Source organism: Candidatus Binataceae bacterium, assembly GCA_035308025.1.
GTDB lineage: Bacteria > Desulfobacterota > Binatia > Binatales > Binataceae > JAJPHI01.
This window is the reverse complement of the sequence record DATGHL010000018.1, coordinates 25,101-40,811: the sequence shown is the minus strand read 5'-3', so window position 1 is coordinate 40,811 and position 15,711 is coordinate 25,101. Positions and strand designations below refer to the sequence as shown.

Genomic DNA, 15,711 nt, shown 5'->3' with positions numbered 1-15,711 from the left:
CCCGAGTTTTTCTTACCGAAACTTGCGGCACTCAGCCGGCCTGCGTGATCCGCGCGCGATGGCCGCGGCGCGACGGCGCCGTGATCTTGCCGCTGCGGACCACGGGCGAACGTCGCGCCAACCGCCGCGTGGAGACCCCGGCCAGTTGCTGGTTGCGCCACTCGCGCAGACCTGACCGCAGATATTCCGGCTCGATCCCCAAAGTTTCGCAGACGGTCTCGAACGAAAATGGCCCTTCGCCGCGATCGATACAAAGCCATTGCTCGGCTTCGGCGAAGGCGCGCTTGCGCGGCCCGTTATGCGCGTCGGCGTTATTCTGGAAGCAATGCAATGCATCCTCGAGCACCGCCATCATCAGACGCTTGACGGGAGCTATCGCGCTGTCGTCGCGCCGCGAGTCGTAGTACTGCTCGGGAGTGATAATCTCCGGAACGAAAATTGAACCCAGAGCGCTATTTTCCCAATCCATCGTCAAACCACCCACTTTCGCCGGTCATGGTCGCAAGCTCGACGTGCCGGCCACTGCCAAAGAGATTAAGCATCGGAACGCTTGCGCGGCCTGCTTAAGCAATTTAGATGCCGAAATACTGCGGACCGCGTTAGGCATCATTATCATCCTGCATCCCCGCAAGAATACGCGCTCAAAGCTCGGTAAATGCTGCGCTTCGGTTATGGTTTCGCTAAGTTTTTTGCGATCTGCGAAGGTAGCCATGATGCTGAACTGCCGCATTTGTGGCGTTTCAGAAAATCGAAGCGACAAGTTTCTAACAGGTATACGCGGCTGGTTGACGGGCCGCGAGCAGCTCGTTGTATCGAAAGACAAGCCGGTAAATAGGCCCTAAACTGTACGGAAGATTTACTTGGTCAGCAAAGAACTGCCCAGCAATTATCGCGGCCGTTCACTGTACCGGAGCGCGAGTTGCGTGCTGCCATTGGGCAGGAAAAATCGCGCCCAACGGATGACTTTGAACAGTCGGAAGGATTACTGCAGCGGTCCGGAATCGCCCCCCGACGGACCGGGACCCAGCTTGCGCTCTTCCAGCCGGAAGGTCAGCACGTCATTTAGGCAGGTGGCGCGAGACTCGCCAGCTTCGAGCAGCGTCAGCTTCTCGATCGGATTGACGTCGAGATGGAAGCAGATGAAGTTGATCAGTGCGGCGCCGCGCAGCCCGCGCTCCTCGACCAGCGAGCGCCATAGCGACTCCGCGCTGCTACCCAGGAAGCGGACGAGCAGGTCGCGCAGGTTTTCCATCGCGAGCGGATCGAGGTCGAGCCGGCCGGACGGCACCGGCCGCCACTCGACCTCGGCCGTGCGATACGGATGATCGCGCATCTCGTGCACAACCTTGAACTCCGCGAGGCCCTCGAGGATCAGGTCGTAACGGCCGTCCGGCAGCCGCTTCATCGCGCCGATACGGCCCGCGCAGCCGATCTCATAAAGATCGGGATTGGCGTAATAGTCGCGCTCCCAGTTGCCCTTGAGCATGGTCATTCCGATGAGCCCGTGGCTCGAGCTGACGTCGGCGATCATCTCGCGATAACGCGGCTCGAAGATATGCAGCGGTGCTAGTACGCCGGGGAACAGCACGAAGTTGGGCAGCGGAAAGATCGGGATGATGCTCGGAAGCTCCGCCATGCGCGGCCTCTGTGCCGAGATTAGGGCCGAATCCCATCGCGAATCAAGCCGCCGCGCCCGGCTAGTCGTGCAAGAACGCGCGACCGGGTATGCCTTCTATTTGAGTGGAGCGGCGGGCAACTGCACCGCGACGGCATCGCCGGGCGCCCCGCGCATCGCGGGACCGGCTTCGAACCTGTTTGTGCAGGGTCGTAAAGTTCGGTCGAAGAGAAATCCGTGAAGCTGCAGAAGTTGGGATCGCCGCACCACTGCCGGTTGTGGACATTCGCGATCACGCCACCGGCGATCAGAATCTTGCCGGCATTCGGCCCGGAAGCGATCGTTATCGCGATATGCTGGGTGCGCGGCGCGTGGAGCGGCGGTCCCGCGATGAATCTGTTCGTTGCGGGATCGTAGAGCTCAGTGAAGGACAGCGTATCGCGATCGTTCTGCTGACCACCGACGATTAAAATCTTGCCGATGTTGGGACCCGACGAAATAACGGTCGCGGTATGCGAGGCGCGGGGGCGGAGAGACCGTCGATTAGGTTTGGGCCCCGCACGAACCTGTTTGTCGCTGGATCGTAAAGCTCGGTTGTCTGTCGGGCACCCCAGTCAGCAAATCCCCCCGCCACCAGCACTTTGCCGCGGTTTGAGCCGAGCCCGATGACAATTGCGGCCGCTCCGGTCCGCTCGTTTCTCATGCGTGGTCGCGAGAGCGTAAATCGATTCAAAAGTGGATTGTAAAGCTCAACTACATGATCGGAATCGCGGCGGCCGGTTTCGCCGCCCACGATCAGGATCTGCCCCCACGTTGGCGGATTCGACCCCGCTCGAGCCGCAAGAACGTAGAGTGGGCTCCCGAGAATCAGCACGACAACAGCACCGGCGGCTGTTTTCAAAAATAACCGCCGTGGCTCTGTACTCATCAATTACTTGTCCGTCGCACTATTCTGACCAACTCCTCTCAACGCTTCGAGAAAAGCGCCTCCTCTTGCCCCCGCCGATATTCCAAACCTCCAAGAGATCGGCGGCTGTGATGAGTTTTATCATACGCAGAACTCAAGTAAGAGAACTGTCCAGCGGCGCCTATGTAATCGCCTTGATTGAGCAATCTGAGCAATGTTGAATCAATAAACGCGGCCCGTCGCAAGTTAAAGGCTCGGCTGACGAGGGCATCAAATTGGTTCTGAGTCAGCGGAACCCGCACGTGATCGTTGACCTCGCGCTCCGGCGCGCGCACGTCTTCCCTGAAAAGCTCTTCAATCTGCGAATCGGTGAGTCCGTTCTTGAACTTCGCTTCGGCGGAGTTATGAGGGTTCATCCTTCCCAAATGAACCAAATGACCAACCCCAATACTCGTGTTCTCCGCTCCATCGTGATCGTAAAGGACGCGACTATATCCTTCCATACGTGGAGCTTTCAGAAAATCAAACAAACTTCCGCTGGCGCGCATACTACTCGGTATGGTGAAGGACCCCAGCGCGCGAATGGTATTATTGCCCGGTTCGATGAGACCGCTCTGCGGAAAACCGCGGCGTTGCTGGAAATCCCGTATCGCGCCAAGGGTTTCGCTGCCGACCCACCGTCCACAGAGATGAAACGAGTGCTACGCCGATCTGCAACGATCTGTATGTTGAGCTGCCCCTGCACCGTCTTGACGTCGTCGTCGCGGTTGACGGCGCCTTTTCGCGCATCTCCCACCGAATCATCGATGCCTCTGTTCAAAATGTCCCTGCAATATCGCCGCTCCTTCTTGAAGATGCGCGAGGCTGGCACGATTGCGCTGTTCGCATCAGGGTGAAGCACTTCACCCAGGCTCGACGCGCGAGCGCTACACAGCGGCGGCGCGGGCCGCTAGACTGCTCGAACCGTCGCGACGCGTCGCCGCAGGAAGTAGCCGTTAATGAAAACCCCGTGGGCGAGCTTTGAACGCGAAACGCTGGACAACCTGCGCGCGCTCATCCGGCTCGACACCACCAACCCGCCCGGCAATGAGCGCTGTGCGGCCGACTACCTCGCCTCCGCGCTGACCGCGGCGGGCCTGCCGGCGACGATCGTCGAAGCGGCGCCGACGCGGGCCAATCTGATCGCGCGACTCGGCGGCAACGATCGCGCGCTCGGGCCGCTGATGCTCTCCTCGCACACCGACGTCGTGCCGGTCGAGGCGTCGCGCTGGAGCCACGCCCCCTTCGGCGCCGAGGTCGCCGACGGCTGCGTCTGGGGCCGCGGCGCGATCGACATGAAGTCGAAGTGCGCGATGGACCTCGGCCTGATGATCGCATTGAAGCGCGCCGGGGTCGCGCTCGAACGCGATCTGATCTTCGCCGCAGTGGCCGACGAAGAGGCCGGCTCCGAACTCGGCGCGCGCTTCCTGGTCGAGCATCATCCCGAACTCGTGCGCGCCGGCTTCGTGCTCAATGAGACCGGCGGCTTCACGCTCTTTATGGGCGAGCGGCGCTTCTATCCGATCCAGGTTGCGGAGAAGGGTTTCGTCACGGTGCGGATGACGGTGACGGGTGCGCCGGGGCACGGCTCGATGCCGCGTTCGGACACCGCGATCGCCTGGATGGCCGAGCTGATCACGCGCATCACGCAAACCCCGATGCGCCGCCGGCTCACGCCGCTGATGCGCGCGACCTTCGCCGATCTCGGGATCAGTCCCGACAAGGCGCCGCCGCTCTTCCGCCCGATGATGTCCAATACGGTTACGCCGACCATCCTGCGCGCGGGCTACAAAGACAACGTGATTCCGGGCGAGGCCTCGGTGATTCTCGACGGCCGCACGCTACCGGGCGAAGACGAGCGCGGCTTTCTCGCCGAGTTGCGCACAATCGTCGGCGCCGAACCGATCCTCGAGGTCGTGAAATCGGCGCCGCCTGCCGAGGCCAGCCACGACACTCCTCTGTTCCGACTAATCAAGGCGCACACCGAGGCCGCCGATCCCGGCTCTCGCGCGATTCCCTGGATGCTGCCCGGGGCGACTGACAGTAAGTTCTACGCGCAGCTCGGCGCGGTCTGTTACGGCTTCGCCCCGGTGCGGCTTGATCCCAAGATGCCCTTCGGCGCGCTCTATCACGGCAACGACGAGCGGATGCCGATCGCGGGCCTGATGTGGGGACTCAAGCTCTATACTGACGTCGTGCTGGCGTTCCTGGGCGTCTCCCGCGAAGACGTCTTCGCGGCATGACCCCTCACGCTCTCCAGGGTAGAGGGATAAAGAAGGCGCGGCGCGATCGCTAAGTATGCCTGCGAACGGAGGCTAATTGTCGTCGGGGGCGGGCGGCGCCGAGCTGGCCGCCTGATCCGGTGGCGGCGCGCCGCCCTCTGGCGTGAAGGTGACGAGCAGGCGATCGGGCTTGGTCAGTGGCACCACCGCAAAGCGGCTCACGGGCGTGGTGTTGACGGTGATCCGCGTGCCGCCATCGGCGCTCTGGATCAGGCAGTCACGGAAGATCGATTTGTCGAAGGTTATATGGCTGCCGAGGGCAGTGGCGGGCGTCACGCCCTTGAGATCGAGCGTCAGGGTCGACGAGCCGTTCTGGTTATCCATACTGTCGTCGTAGGCCACCGGCCCGGTCAGATCGAGAATTACTGACATCGGGGGATCAGCCGACGAGAGCCGAATGGTGCGTAGCGTTGCAGGACCCGGCTTGGTTGGCGCGGCCGCGGCGTCGGCGGCCGGCGTGGCGGGCTTAGGTTGCAGGATCGGCAAACCATCCGGGCCGTAGGCGGCATCGCCATTCGAGGCCAGGTTCTCGAGACTCTCATGGACCGCGATGTGATTCGCATTCAGATCGTCGGGGCTGAAGCCGCTCTCGGCCAACACCAGCTTGAGCGGATCTTCTTCGGGGTCGAGCGGCTGATGCAGCTTGGCGAGCTCTTTGTCCGCCTCGGCGGCAAACTTGGTGTTCGGGAAATTCTGCTTGAGCGCGCTGAAGGCCTGCGCCGCCGAGTATTTCTTGCCCTGCTTCTCGAGCGTGCGGCCCAGATGGTAGAGCGCGTCGGGGGCGACCGGCGTATCGGGATAGAGCGCCATCAGCTCGGCCATCCGCGATTCCGCGGCTTTGTAGTTCGCGCGCGAGAAGTAGTAGTCGCCGATCACATACTCGTGCCGCGCGAGCATCTCGCGGCAAATCGCGACCTGCTCCTGGGCGAGCTGGGCAAAGTTGCTTTCGGGGAAACGCCGTTCGATGGTCTGAAACTGTTCGAGCGCGAGTTCGGTGTGGGTTTGATCCTGGTCGGGCCGCCCAATTTGCGTGTAGTGCGCCATCGCCAGATAGTACGAGGCCTCTTCAATGTGCGAGCTGGTCGGATGCATCCGCACGAAATCATTCAGCGAGCCGATCGATTCGGCGTAGTTGTGGCTCTTGTAGTAGGCCAGGCCGATGTTGAGCTCGGCCTCTTCGGCGTAGGGGCTGAAGGGATATTGATCGATCAGCTTCTGATAGTCGTCAATCGCCGGCTGATAGAAGTGTTGGGTATATTCGTTGGTCGCCTTGACGTAATAGTTCTCTCCGCTCGGCGGTTTGCGCGTGGCGCAGCCTGTGAGCGCAAGGGCGATCACCCCGGCGGCGATGAATCCGGCATGCTTCATAGGGACTTGGGAAAGGTTAGGGATCGAGGCCGGACAAGGCAAGCTCGTCCGCTTGTTCTATGCCCCGATGTCGTGGGCAGAGGAGACAGTGTCGGCAGCGTGGCAACCGGTCTGTAATTCTTTCACACCATCTTAGTTTGGCTCCTGCCGTCCGGGCTAAACCGTCGAGTTCCGCATTGCAAAGTCTGCGGCCGTGATGGCCATCAATTTGCTAAAGATATCGGCGAGTTTCCGGATGCTCGGCACGCGGCTGCCGGAAGACAAATGAAGCTGCAAGCTCAGGCGGTTTTCGTCATACAGCGGGTCCGAGCCCGCACCATGGGCCGACCAGGGAGTTAATCTGATGCGAGTGCTATTGGTCCATCCGGGGCCGCTCATGTACAGCGAGCTGTACCTGCGGCTGGAACCGCTGGGGTTGGAGCGGGTTGCGGCAGCCGTCCGCGCCGCCGGCCACGAAGTGCAGATTCTCGATTTGCAGATTTTTAACCATGCCGATTTTTATCAGACGCTGGCGAGTTTCGATCCGTCGGCGGTGGGCTTTTCGTTGAATTATCTGGCCAACGTGCCGGAGGTAATCGAGCTGGCGGAAGGCGTCCGGCGCCTGCTCAAGCAATGCGCGGTATTCGTCGGCGGCCATAGCGCTTCATTTATCGCCGATGAACTGCTCGAGCATAGCGCGGCGATCGACTGCGTGCTGCGCGGCGAGGGCGAAGGCGCGACGCCGCTGCTGCTCGAGGGAATCGCGGGTGGTGGCAGCCTGGCCAAGGTGCCCGGCGCGATCACCCGCGACGGCCCGGGCCCGCCGCCCAAGCTGCTGGAAAATCTCGACCGCCATTTTCCGGCGCGCGACTTGACCCGCCGGCGCGATAAATATTTTATCGGCGTGCTCGACCCCTGCGCCTCAATCGAATTCTCACGCGGATGCCCGTGGGACTGCTCGTTCTGCAGCGCCTGGACCTTCTACGGCCGCAGCTATCGCAAGTCCTCGCCCGAGGCAATCGCCGAGGACATGCGTTCGATCAACGAGCCCAACGCCTTCATCGTGGACGACGTCGCTTTCGTCCACGCGGAGGATGGCTTCGCGATTGGTCACGAGATCGAGAAACGCAAACTCAGGAAATCCTACTATCTGGAGACCCGCACCGACGTCTTGTGCCGGAATTTCGAAGTCTTCGAGTACTGGCGGCGGCTGGGTCTCCGCTACATGTTCCTGGGGCTCGAGGCGATCGAGGAAAGCGAACTCAAGGCTCATCGCAAACGCTCGTCCTCCAATACTAATCTCAAGGCGCTCGAACTGGCGCGCAAACTCGGCGTCATCGTCGCGGTCAACCTGATCGCCGATCCCTCATGGGACGAGCAGCGCTTCGCGGCGGTGCGGGATTGGGCCCTGGCAATTCCCGAAGTCGTCCATCTGACCGTGGCGACGCCCTATCCCGGCACTGAGATCTGGTTTACCGAATCGCGCAAGCTGACCACGCTCGATTATCGCCTGTTTGACATCCAGCACGCGGTCTTGCCGACGCGGCTTCCGCTCCAGCGCTTCTACCAGGAGCTGGTCAAGACTCAGGAGGTGCTCAATCGCAAGTTTCTCGGCTGGGGAGGCTTAAAGAAAGTGGCCCCGATTGCCGCTCGGCTGGCTCTTCAGAGGCGCACCAATTTCCTGCGCATGTTGTGGAAGTTCAAGGATATCTGCAACCCCGGACGCCAATACGCCGACCATTTTCGCGAGGTCCGCTATACGATGCGGCCGCCGAGCCTGCACTCCGAGGCCCGCCCCGGTCCTGACGATCTATACGTGCATAACCCACGCCCGTCGGGCGCGGACAAGATCGCCGACGCCGAACCGCTCTAAAGGTCGAGGCTCCAGCGGCGCTCAACTTTCCACCGTGTGCTAGATTCATCGCGCCGCCGGGCAAAGAATCGGAGCGCCCGACGCAAGAGGAAGCGCCAAAAAGGAAGTTCGCCATGGACGAAGCCCTCGATCGTGAAATTGTTGAAGCGGTGCGCCGCTTCGTCGACCGCGACGTCATCCCGGTCGCGACCGAACTGGAACACGCCGACGAGTACCCGCACGCGCTGGTCGCGAAGATGAAAGAGCTCGGGCTCTTCGGCGCGACTATCCCAGTCGAGCACGGCGGTCTCGGGCTGAGCTTCGTCAGCTACGCGCGGATCATGAGCGAACTCTCGCGCGGCTGGATGAGTCTCGCGGGCGTGATCAACAGCCATCTGATCATGGGCCACGTGATCGCAAATCATGGGACCGCCGAACAGCAACGGCGCTTTTTGCCCGCGATGGCCGCCGGCGAGAAGCGCGGCGGCCTCGCCCTGACCGAACCGCACGCCGGCAGCGACGTCCAGTCGATCCGCACGGCCGCGACCCGCGCCGGCGATAATTACGTGCTCAACGGCAGCAAGATGTTCATCACCAACGCCCGCTACGGCACGATGCTCGCCGTCGCCGCCAAGACCGATCCCAAGGCCGAACCGGCCTACGCAGGAATCAGCCTCTTCGCGGTCGAGAAGAACGCGCACGGGCCGACCGTCAGCCGCCAGCTCAAGAAACTCGGCTACAAGGGCATCGACACCTGTGAGGTCCAGCTTGAGGAGCTCGACGTGCCCGCGGCCAATCTGATCGGCGGACGCGAGGGTCAGGGCTTCAAGCAGGTGATGAGCGCGCTCGAAGTCGGCCGGATCAACGTGGCCGCGCGTGCGGTCGGCGTCGGCCAGGCAGCCTTCGACAACGCGATTCGCTATGCGCAGCAGCGGACGGCTTTCGGCAAGCCCATCGCGCAGCATCAGGCGGTGCAGCTGATGCTCGCCGACATGGGGACGCGTCTGCAGGCGTCGCGCCTGATGGTCGAGCATGCGGCGCAAAAAAAAGACGCCGGCGAACGTTGCGACGTCGAAGCCGGGATGGCCAAGCTGTTCGCCTCGGAGGCCTGCGCGAAGATCACGCTCGACGCGCTACGGGTGCTCGGCGGCTACGGCTACATGGCGGAATTTCCGGTCGAGCGCTTCTATCGCGACGCCCCGCTGATGATGATCGGCGAAGGCACCAACGAGATTCAGGCATTAGTGATCGCGCGCGGCCTGCTCGCGCGCAACAAAGTCTGAGGCCAAGGTAGCTTTGCTCGGCGAAAGAGTAGCGCTCGAAGAGCGCCCGTGCGCGAGCGGTTCGAGCATGTGCCACAACACCTGTCGGCTGCGCTTCATCCGACGGTGCTAAGAACCTTCAACATTTCAAGAGCGTCCTTTATTTTTGGCTTCAACCATGCGAATACGCTCTCCGTGAATGAGCCGCCGGACAGGAACTGATCGGCGGTTTCCGTTTGTCCGCGCCATTCGTAACCACCGCCTTGTCCAAGCAACTTCCAGGCGCCGAATCGCTTCTCGTCTAGCGCCGAGAAGCCGCCTGATGGCCGTTGCACATATACAAAGAACTGGAGGCCAACTCCAGGACTTACTTGTTGGAAGAAATCCGCGTTGTCATCGGCCGCCAAGCCCCATTCGATCGTGGTCGATCCCAGCGTCGGATGTTTCGCGCCGTCGCGAAGGCCGCGCTCCGCGAAGTGACCTCGACTCAGCGGTTTCGACCACCAGGTGTAGTCACTAAACTCTGGTAATAAATCAATCTGTTTTCTTATGAAGTCCGTCAATTCCTCTAATTTTCCGTAAAGGTCTTTTGACAAAAAGGGACTGAGAGTATCTAAGTCGCCGCGATTGAGATCCGTCATGCGCCTCTCCGATAGAAAATGTGAAAATTCGCCGATTAAGTCGTTCACGATTCCGACAAAGCCAGGACTTCCTTGGCGAGCCTCTTCCAGCCAGGCGTAAACCGATCTCCAGTAGCAGAAAGATCTGATCGTAGAGCCGTATTTCGAGTGCGTGAGAAAGCCTTCTGGAACTAGAGTATGGTGAGTCAAAAAGACTAAAGCGCCATCCGGTACCTTCTTGGTCAACCATTGGCCGTATTTTTGAAGTTGGTCGTATTCCTGCTTAATTCCTTCTTCGCTAGTAACAGCGAGTGTGTGTGAGTGTGTGAATCCCGCATTGATCTTATTCTCGAGGAGGATAATAGGTTTATCGCTATCGTTCGCGAAAACCGATATGTCCGGTTTCTCGGAAATGCCGCCAAGGGCCTTCTGGGTTCGCCATTCGAGCTTCTCTGCATTCGCTAGTTTCTTGGCCAGTGCTTCGCGCTTGGCGCCAGTGTTTTTCGGGCAATTGTCCTTCAGAAGGACGTCAAATATGAATTTGCGCGCTAGAGTAGCGTCTCGCGACAGCAGATCCGCCAGCGCTTCGGTCAGGAAATTTTCCAGCTTGGAGCGGTTCTCATTCTCCTGGTATTTGTACAGTCGGCTGTAGATTGACAAGCTTCCGATTCTCCTGCCTGCAGGGCCGTTCGTAACATCTATGCCCCTAGCACTAGCACAAATAGGTCCTAATCGGAATTGAATCCCGGACTCATCCTCTATCGCGGCGTGAGTCGAGAGGAGCCGAAGTACGGCAAGGTGAACAAACGCCAAAGATTGGTTGGGCCGGTGAGCGGTGCGCTTGCTGCCACGGAGGCGATGAGCTGATCCATCTCGGAGATTGGCTCCGTCCCGAAGACCAGGTCCCAAAAGGGCGTCGTCACCCCGAGGCATCGTTGCGGCTCGCGCCGATGATGAATCAGGTGACGCGCGCGCATCCAGGTCTCGAGACTGCCGCGCGGCCGGCAGAAGTGCATCCGGTAGTGCAAGACCTCGTAGGCCGCGAAGCCCAGCGTCAGACCAGCGAAGAAGATCATCCCAGGCGACCAGCCGAAGGCGGCGAGACCAGCTATCCAGATGACGGCCAAGGGCCGCCAGGCGCGGACGACAAATACCGCATGCGGATCGCGATGATGAACGGCGTGACGGGCCGAGACCGCAGTCGTGCACAGGTGGCTCAGCCAGCCGTGGATCAGGTATTCGAGCAGGGTCCAGCTCAGCAGGCCCGTCACGAGGATGGCGGCGTCTTCCACCATATATCGAAGTTTAACGCTTCCCCAACGCTTGGCACAGTAAGTTGTTTGAACAATGGCTTACTCGAATGAAGCGGCCTGCCGGGAATTTGCGGCCAATGTATTTAACGGTATCAAATTCGCGGGCTTTCTGCTCTACTGGAAGGTCAGATCGCTCACTGTGGAGCACGAATCGCGGACGGTCGCGAGCTTGAATTTCGGCTTCCAGTTATCGTCTGAAAGCTAGTAGGGATTAACCGCAGGCAGTCAGAAGCGATTGCGCGGTACAAGCCATCCAGGAGGGATGCATGGGCAAGACGATCGCCGCGATCGCGTGTGGCGTGGTGTTGGGTATAGCAATCGCCTTCGCCAACGCCGGCGCTTTCCAGTTTCCATGGGGTTCAGACGCGGGCCAGCCGCCGCCAGCCGCGCAGCCCATAACGCAGCATCAGCCGGCGCCCGCCAACGCGCCGGAGCCGAACGAGACTCCGGCCGTTGCAGTTGCGATACCGTCATGGGCGCCGCTCGTTAAACGGGTGATGCCCGAGGTCGTAAACGTTGCGATTACCGAGGAGGTTAAGCAGGCCGGATTCGGTGGACAGGAAGGAGGCCCTGGTGACGAGGGCGGTGGTCAGGAAGAGCCGGGTCCGGGACCAGGGGGTCCGGGCGCGGGACCGGAAGGACCTGGAGGGCCGGGCGGAGGAAATCCGTTTGGTCAGGGAAACCCGTTTGGGGGCGGCGGGGGCGATCCTTTCGAGCAATTCCGCCATTTCTTCGGGCAGATGCCGCATAACTTCAAGGAGCATGGCCTCGGCTCAGGCGTCATCATCAGCCCGGACGGCTACATCCTGACCAATAATCACGTCGCCGGTCATGCCGACGAAATTCTCGTCACGCTGAACGACAAGCGTGAATTCAAGGCCAAAGTGATCGGCAAGGATTCCAAGACCGATCTCGCGTTGATTAAGATTGACACCAAGCAACCGCTGCCCTACGCGACGCTGGGCTCTTCGAGCAAAGTTGAGATCGGCGATCCGGTGATGGCGATCGGCAGCCCGTTCGGCTTCAATCTGACCGTAACCGCGGGCATCGTCAGCGCTAAAGGGCGCGCACTGGGGGGCAACTACGACGATTTCATTCAGACCGACGCCTCGATCAATCCGGGCAATTCCGGTGGCCCGCTGTTCGACGCGCAGGGGCGTGTGATCGGAATCAATACGGCCATCTATAGCAGTACGGGCAGCAACGCCGGGATCGGCTTTGCGATTCCGATCGATCTCGTCAAGACCGTGATGGAACAGCTCAAGACGCACGGCAAGGTCGTGCGCGGATGGCTGGGCGTCGAGATTCAGGAAGTAACGCCGGCACTGGCGAAATCCTTCGGTCTGACGACGCCGAACGGCGCGTTGGTCGCCGGCGTTGACAAGGAAGGTCCGGCCGGCCAGGCGGGAATCCAGCAGGGTGACATCATTACCAAGTTCGACGGCGCCACGGTGCACGACGAGCATGAGTTGCCGGAGTTAGTCGCGCAGACGCCGCTCGGCAAAACCGTGCCGGTCGAGGTGATCCGCGAGGGCAAGCACGTCACGCTGACGGCGACGATCAAGGAGCTCAAGGATAAGCAGCTCGCCAGCGCCGAGGGTGAAACGGGGGCAGGCAGCAACTGGGGTTTGACCGTGCAGGACCTCACTCCCGAGATTGGCCAACAGCTTGGAATCGATAACCCTAAAGGCGTGGTCGTCCGCAGCGTCCGGCCGGATTCGCCGGCCGCAGAGGCCGGGCTGCAAGCCGGGGACGTCATCCTGCAGGTCGATAACACCAAGGTGGCTTCGGCCGACGGCTTCGCCGACGCGGCGAAGGGTGCGCAGAAGGAGAAGAAGTCTTCTCGTTTGCTGGTGCAGCGGGGGAAATCCACGATTTATACGGTGATCAGTTCGGAAGGCTAGTTATTCATCCGCCCGCCGTTTTGCGGCGGGTGTGAGATTGGTCAGCACTAAAAACGCGGGCGGATGTTCTCCGCCCGCGTTTTTTGTTATGGCATCGAAAAGCCGCGGCGCGTCGTGCATCGCATCGAGCGAAAGGAAACCGAGCAGTGAAAGCAACGCCGCCGCCGCGACCAGGACGAAGCACACAGCCGCGCTCGATCGGATTGGCCGGAGCATCACGCGGCGGGCGCCCGCGGGGCAAGAGCAGCCGCCGCGACCGGCTGATTCTGATCGCGATTATTATCATCGCCGCATTGTTTATCCTGCGGCGAACCACGCGGCTCGCGCGGATGGGCCGGGTGACAAATTCGCACGCGCTCGCGGCCGCCGTCGCGCCCTCCAACGCAGCGATCCCGCCGCCGGGCGCCGGCCGGGCGCTCGGTTAATTCCAACAAAGCCCGGCCATAATCAGCGGAGTCGTTCCTGATGCCGAACTACGTCCTTGCGATCGATCAGGGCACGACCGGGACGACCGCGCTCGTGTTTGACGGCGACGGCCGGATTCGCGGGCGCGCCTACGGCGAAATCCGCCAGTTCTATCCGCATCCCGGATGGGTCGAGCACGACGCCGAGGAGATTTATCGCTCGGTCATCCGGCGCGGGCGCGAGGCGCTCGCCGCCGCGAAAGTAAAGTCGCGCGAGCTCGCCACAATCGGCATCACCAACCAGCGCGAGACCTTCGTCGTCTGGGAGCGGCGCAGCGGCCGCCCGGTGCATCGCGCGATCGTCTGGCAGTGCCGGCGCAGCGCGGAAATCTGCACCCGGCTGCGCGAGCGCGAAGAGGAAATCGGCCGCGCCACCGGCCTGCTCGCGGACCCCTATTTTTCCGGCACCAAGCTCGCGTGGCTGCTCGATCGCGATCGCGGTCTGCTCAGGCGGCGCGCTGCGCGCGGCGAACTCTGCTTCGGCACTATCGATAGCTGGCTGCTCTTCAAGCTCTCGCGCGGCGCGGCGTTCGTTACTGACTACACCAATGCCTCGCGTACGATGCTGATGAATCTCGAGCGGCGGGAATGGGACGCCACGATGCTCGATATGCTCGACGTGCCGGAAGCGATGCTGCCGCGGCTGGTCGAATCGCGCGGGCCGCTGGCCGAGGCGGCGCGCGGGAAGCTCGCCGATCGTGCGATCCCGATCGGCGCGGTAATCGGCGATCAGCAATCCGCGCTGTTCGGCCAGGGATGTGTCCGCGTAGGCGAGACGAAGGCGACCTATGGCACGGGCGCGTTCCTGCTCGCGCATACCGGGACGGCGCGCGCTGTATCGCATCATCGACTCCTGGCGACCGCAGCGCTCGGCGCGCAAGGCGAGCCTGCGTTCGCGCTCGAGGGCTCGGTCTTTATCGCGGGCGCGGCGATCCAGTGGTTGCGCGACGAAGTTGGCTTGTTCAGCAAGTCGGCAGATTCGCTGGGGCTGGCGCGCCAAAGTCATGATCGCACGCAACCCTACATGGTTCCCGCCTTCGTGGGGCTTGGCGCGCCCTGGTGGGACAGCGACGCACGCGGTGCGATTGTGGGAATAACCCGCGGCACGACGCGCGCGGATCTCGTCCGCGCCACGCTCGACAGTATCGCCTATCAGGTGCGCGACGTGCTCGAAGCGATGGCGAAAGACACCGGTCATCGCTTGGCCGAACTGCGGGTGGACGGCGGCGCCTCCGCCAACGACTACCTGATGCAGTTTCAGGCCGACCTTAACGGCGCGCGCGTCGTGCGTCCGCGCATGGTCGAAACCACCGCGCTCGGCGCAGGCCTGCTCGCCGGGCTGACGGCCGGCGTTTGGCGCTCGCTCCGTGAGCTTGCGGAGTTAAGAAAAATCGAACAGGTGTTCAAGCCGCGCATAAAGGCTCAGGAACGGGCGCGGTTGCTCGAGGGCTGGCGCGACGCGATCGCCCGCGTGACGATGAAAACCGGCTAGCGTATGCGTAACGGCTTGATTCGAGTGACGCGCAACCCCTTCGAGGTCCAGCCGACGTCAAAGCCCACCGTATCACCCTGCCGGATCAGATCGATCCCGGGGGCGCGCCCGCCAATTGGCGCGCCAATCACCGCAACAAAGGGAAATTCGAAGTGGATTTCGCGCCCGCTAAAGGAGCGAATCGTGCCGCGCCCGCGCACGCGATCGAGAAACACGATGAGCCCGCGATAAAACCTGCCAACCAGCCGATCATTGTCCGCCGGATCGATTCCCTGCTCGTCAGCATCCGCGATTTCGGCATAGTCAGAGTCAACGGGCAGCGCCGGCGGGCTGTTGCCGCTCATGACGCTTCCGCCAGCAGCGCGTCGAGCTCACCGCGGGCTTCGAGCCCCCGCAACTCATCGTAGCCGCCAATGATGCGGCCGTTGATGAAAATCTCCGGGACGGTGCGACGGCCGCCCGCGCGTTCGACCATCGCCTCACGCAGCGCCGGATCTTCGCCGACATCGATCTCTTCAAAGGCCACGCCCTTATGCTCCAGTAGCGCCTTCGCGCCAAAACAAAAAGGGCAATAACTGGTGGTGTAAACCTCAATCTTGGCCACGGACAAATCC

15 protein-coding genes are annotated in these 15,711 nt (G+C 61.7%); 7 read left to right on the top strand and 8 right to left on the bottom strand.

Going from position 1 to position 15,711, the window contains the following annotated elements; genetic code table 11:
• Window positions 1-31: 31 nt before the first annotated feature.
• The 3 genes from VKS22_04990 to VKS22_04980 all read right to left on the bottom strand — a co-directional run bounded on the left by VKS22_04990 (window position 32) and on the right by VKS22_04980 (window position 3,070).
• Window positions 32-469, bottom strand: coding sequence for a hypothetical protein (locus VKS22_04990; protein HLW69958.1), 438 nt, complete (start codon window positions 467-469; stop codon window positions 32-34).
• A gap of 513 nt (window positions 470-982) precedes the next feature.
• On the bottom strand, window positions 983-1,636 hold the full coding sequence (locus VKS22_04985; protein ID HLW69957.1) for an LON peptidase substrate-binding domain-containing protein: 654 nt from the start codon (window positions 1,634-1,636) through the stop codon (window positions 983-985).
• 945 nt (window positions 1,637-2,581) lie between these two features.
• Window positions 2,582-3,070 (bottom strand): lysozyme, encoded by a 489-nt coding sequence (locus tag VKS22_04980; GenBank protein ID HLW69956.1) that lies wholly within the window; start codon window positions 3,068-3,070, stop codon window positions 2,582-2,584.
• Window positions 3,071-3,520: 450 nt separating this feature from the next.
• Here VKS22_04980 and VKS22_04975 point away from each other — a divergent pair, with 450 nt between their 5' ends.
• Window positions 3,521-4,804, top strand: coding sequence for a M20/M25/M40 family metallo-hydrolase (locus tag VKS22_04975; GenBank protein HLW69955.1), 1,284 nt, complete (start codon window positions 3,521-3,523; stop codon window positions 4,802-4,804).
• A gap of 72 nt (window positions 4,805-4,876) precedes the next feature.
• Here VKS22_04975 and VKS22_04970 read toward each other — a convergent pair whose 3' ends face one another.
• Window positions 4,877-6,211: an outer membrane protein assembly factor BamD gene (locus tag VKS22_04970; protein HLW69954.1), complete on the bottom strand. Its 1,335-nt coding sequence runs from the start codon at window positions 6,209-6,211 to the stop codon at window positions 4,877-4,879.
• 343 nt (window positions 6,212-6,554) lie between these two features.
• Between VKS22_04970 and hpnR the strand changes: the two genes are divergently transcribed.
• Window positions 6,555-8,063 (top strand): hopanoid C-3 methylase HpnR, encoded by a 1,509-nt coding sequence (gene hpnR / locus VKS22_04965; protein ID HLW69953.1) that lies wholly within the window; start codon window positions 6,555-6,557, stop codon window positions 8,061-8,063.
• 113 nt (window positions 8,064-8,176) lie between these two features.
• Complete coding sequence (locus VKS22_04960; GenBank protein ID HLW69952.1) at window positions 8,177-9,325, top strand: acyl-CoA dehydrogenase family protein; 1,149 nt, start codon at window positions 8,177-8,179, stop codon at window positions 9,323-9,325.
• 95 nt (window positions 9,326-9,420) lie between these two features.
• On the opposite strand, the gene VKS22_04955 is transcribed toward VKS22_04960, so the two are convergent.
• The gene (locus VKS22_04955) at window positions 9,421-10,584 is read right to left on the bottom strand and encodes a hypothetical protein (protein ID HLW69951.1); all 1,164 of its coding nucleotides are present in this window, start codon (window positions 10,582-10,584) and stop codon (window positions 9,421-9,423) included.
• A gap of 98 nt (window positions 10,585-10,682) precedes the next feature.
• Window positions 10,683-11,219: a sterol desaturase family protein gene (locus tag VKS22_04950; GenBank protein HLW69950.1), complete on the bottom strand. Its 537-nt coding sequence runs from the start codon at window positions 11,217-11,219 to the stop codon at window positions 10,683-10,685.
• A 52-nt stretch (window positions 11,220-11,271) separates the two neighbouring features.
• Between VKS22_04950 and VKS22_04945 the strand changes: the two genes are divergently transcribed.
• From VKS22_04945 to glpK, 4 genes are all read left to right on the top strand, one after another.
• Window positions 11,272-11,442, top strand: a complete 171-nt coding sequence (locus tag VKS22_04945; protein HLW69949.1) for a hypothetical protein — start codon at window positions 11,272-11,274, stop codon at window positions 11,440-11,442.
• Window positions 11,443-11,503: 61 nt separating this feature from the next.
• The gene (locus tag VKS22_04940) at window positions 11,504-13,141 is read left to right on the top strand and encodes a DegQ family serine endoprotease (protein ID HLW69948.1); all 1,638 of its coding nucleotides are present in this window, start codon (window positions 11,504-11,506) and stop codon (window positions 13,139-13,141) included.
• Between the two features lie 146 nt (window positions 13,142-13,287).
• A complete protein-coding gene (locus VKS22_04935; GenBank protein ID HLW69947.1) occupies window positions 13,288-13,566 on the top strand; it encodes a hypothetical protein in 279 nt (92 codons plus the stop codon).
• A 40-nt stretch (window positions 13,567-13,606) separates the two neighbouring features.
• Window positions 13,607-15,097 carry a glycerol kinase GlpK gene (glpK, locus tag VKS22_04930; protein ID HLW69946.1) on the top strand — a complete coding sequence of 497 codons (1,491 nt, stop codon included), beginning with the start codon at window positions 13,607-13,609 and terminating at the stop codon, window positions 15,095-15,097.
• Here glpK and VKS22_04925 read toward each other — a convergent pair.
• Both VKS22_04925 and grxC read right to left on the bottom strand, forming a co-directional pair.
• Window positions 15,094-15,441, bottom strand: a complete 348-nt coding sequence (locus VKS22_04925; protein ID HLW69945.1) for a hypothetical protein — start codon at window positions 15,439-15,441, stop codon at window positions 15,094-15,096. The two genes, glpK and VKS22_04925, sit on opposite strands and share 4 nt — an antisense overlap.
• On the bottom strand, window positions 15,438-15,701 hold the full coding sequence (gene grxC / locus VKS22_04920) for a glutaredoxin 3 (GenBank protein ID HLW69944.1): 264 nt from the start codon (window positions 15,699-15,701) through the stop codon (window positions 15,438-15,440). The genes VKS22_04925 and grxC overlap by 4 nt, the downstream gene beginning before the upstream one ends.
• Between the last annotated feature and the right edge of the window lie 10 nt (window positions 15,702-15,711).

What these genes read in the sequence shown, in the direction of transcription:
- VKS22_04940 (HLW69948.1), top strand. Translation starts at nt 11,504, where the DNA reads ATGGGCAAGACGATCGCCGCGATCGCGTGTGGCGTGGTGTTGGGTATA.
- VKS22_04985 (HLW69957.1), bottom strand. Translation starts at nt 1,636, where the DNA reads ATGGCGGAGCTTCCGAGCATCATCCCGATCTTTCCGCTGCCCAACTTC.
- glpK (HLW69946.1), top strand. Translation starts at nt 13,607, where the DNA reads ATGCCGAACTACGTCCTTGCGATCGATCAGGGCACGACCGGGACGACC.
- VKS22_04925 (HLW69945.1), bottom strand. Translation starts at nt 15,441, where the DNA reads ATGAGCGGCAACAGCCCGCCGGCGCTGCCCGTTGACTCTGACTATGCC.
- VKS22_04970 (HLW69954.1), bottom strand. Translation starts at nt 6,211, where the DNA reads ATGAAGCATGCCGGATTCATCGCCGCCGGGGTGATCGCCCTTGCGCTC.
- VKS22_04990 (HLW69958.1), bottom strand. Translation starts at nt 469, where the DNA reads ATGGATTGGGAAAATAGCGCTCTGGGTTCAATTTTCGTTCCGGAGATT.
- VKS22_04950 (HLW69950.1), bottom strand. Translation starts at nt 11,219, where the DNA reads ATGGTGGAAGACGCCGCCATCCTCGTGACGGGCCTGCTGAGCTGGACC.
- VKS22_04945 (HLW69949.1), top strand. Translation starts at nt 11,272, where the DNA reads ATGGCTTACTCGAATGAAGCGGCCTGCCGGGAATTTGCGGCCAATGTA.
- VKS22_04980 (HLW69956.1), bottom strand. Translation starts at nt 3,070, where the DNA reads ATGCGCGCCAGCGGAAGTTTGTTTGATTTTCTGAAAGCTCCACGTATG.
- hpnR (HLW69953.1), top strand. Translation starts at nt 6,555, where the DNA reads ATGCGAGTGCTATTGGTCCATCCGGGGCCGCTCATGTACAGCGAGCTG.
- VKS22_04975 (HLW69955.1), top strand. Translation starts at nt 3,521, where the DNA reads ATGAAAACCCCGTGGGCGAGCTTTGAACGCGAAACGCTGGACAACCTG.
- VKS22_04960 (HLW69952.1), top strand. Translation starts at nt 8,177, where the DNA reads ATGGACGAAGCCCTCGATCGTGAAATTGTTGAAGCGGTGCGCCGCTTC.